The sequence below is a fragment of the Pseudomonas defluvii genome (assembly GCF_001695625.1).
Classification (GTDB): domain Bacteria; phylum Pseudomonadota; class Gammaproteobacteria; order Pseudomonadales; family Pseudomonadaceae; genus Aquipseudomonas; species Aquipseudomonas defluvii.
This window is the reverse complement of the sequence record NZ_MBPN01000287.1, coordinates 1-992: the sequence shown is the minus strand read 5'-3', so window position 1 is coordinate 992 and position 992 is coordinate 1. Positions and strand designations below refer to the sequence as shown.

General features: G+C 42.3%; 1 protein-coding gene. It reads right to left on the bottom strand.

Annotated features, from left to right (window positions below; genetic code table 11):
* Nucleotides 1-992, bottom strand: a 992-nt coding sequence (wzy, locus tag EKA13_RS27350; protein ID WP_125862982.1) for an O-antigen polysaccharide polymerase Wzy, incomplete at both ends; no start/stop codon positions are given.

Below are 992 nucleotides of genomic sequence, written 5' to 3'. Positions count from 1 at the left end.
ATAATGAATCTAGGCAAAAATATAAAATAGACCAGCGTGCCCCACACCCTAGAGCCGTAACTCAAAAAAGAAAAGAACTTACTTATATAGAAAGTTCCCACCCCGAGCAAAACGACGCCTAAATACCCGAGATAGTACCAAGCCTCTGCAATAGCGGATGAGCCGAATGTCGTCCCGGTACGCTCATACAATTCAGGTTCGAAGTACTGAGTAAGCGCTGGGCCAAACGAGGTGTATGGAACAGAAAACTCAATACCTAGTACGCGCTCAAGGAATACCGAAAGTACTTGCAGCGGCTTAAAAAATGGCGAAATATTGAAATCACCAGACTCTACAATAATTGCCGCCTTTAACGTATCAACAGTAAACCCAAGAACCTTGATCAGATCATAGTAACCCTTACCAAGATCAAACTGAGAAAAAGCAGAGTAGCCTACCACCCTCAAATCCTGAGTAAGCATCAATAATGGCGGGGCACATACCATCATAACCAATAAGGAGGAGACCAATCTTACACGCCAGTGTGGATAAAAATAGAGCACACCAAAAAAAGCAAGCGTAGCACCAGGCATCCGCACCCCTGTAAACATTGAGGTTAACGCATATACCATCAATGCCACAAAGCAAATTCTACTTTTTGCATACAACCCGAGAGAAACAAGAACCATAAAAAAAATTTCAAAAAGAAGAACTGGCAAGCTCTTCTTAACGGCAAGCTCTCCTTTTTGAAACGCAACGTAACCTTGACTATAGATCGCATCCATCTCGATCAAATTAAATGAGACCACAACTAAAAAAGACAAGCAGAGAAAACAATAGAACAAGGACTGACGCTTTATCCCTCGAGAAAAATCAGGCACCTCTGAAACCGGGCCACCCAATGTAGCGGTAAATAGAAATGTCGACAGAAATAAAAAAATCACCTTGACCAAGGTTACCGTATCTTCGGGCGCCAACAGAATTGACCCTAAAATAGTACCGTGCTCTAAATA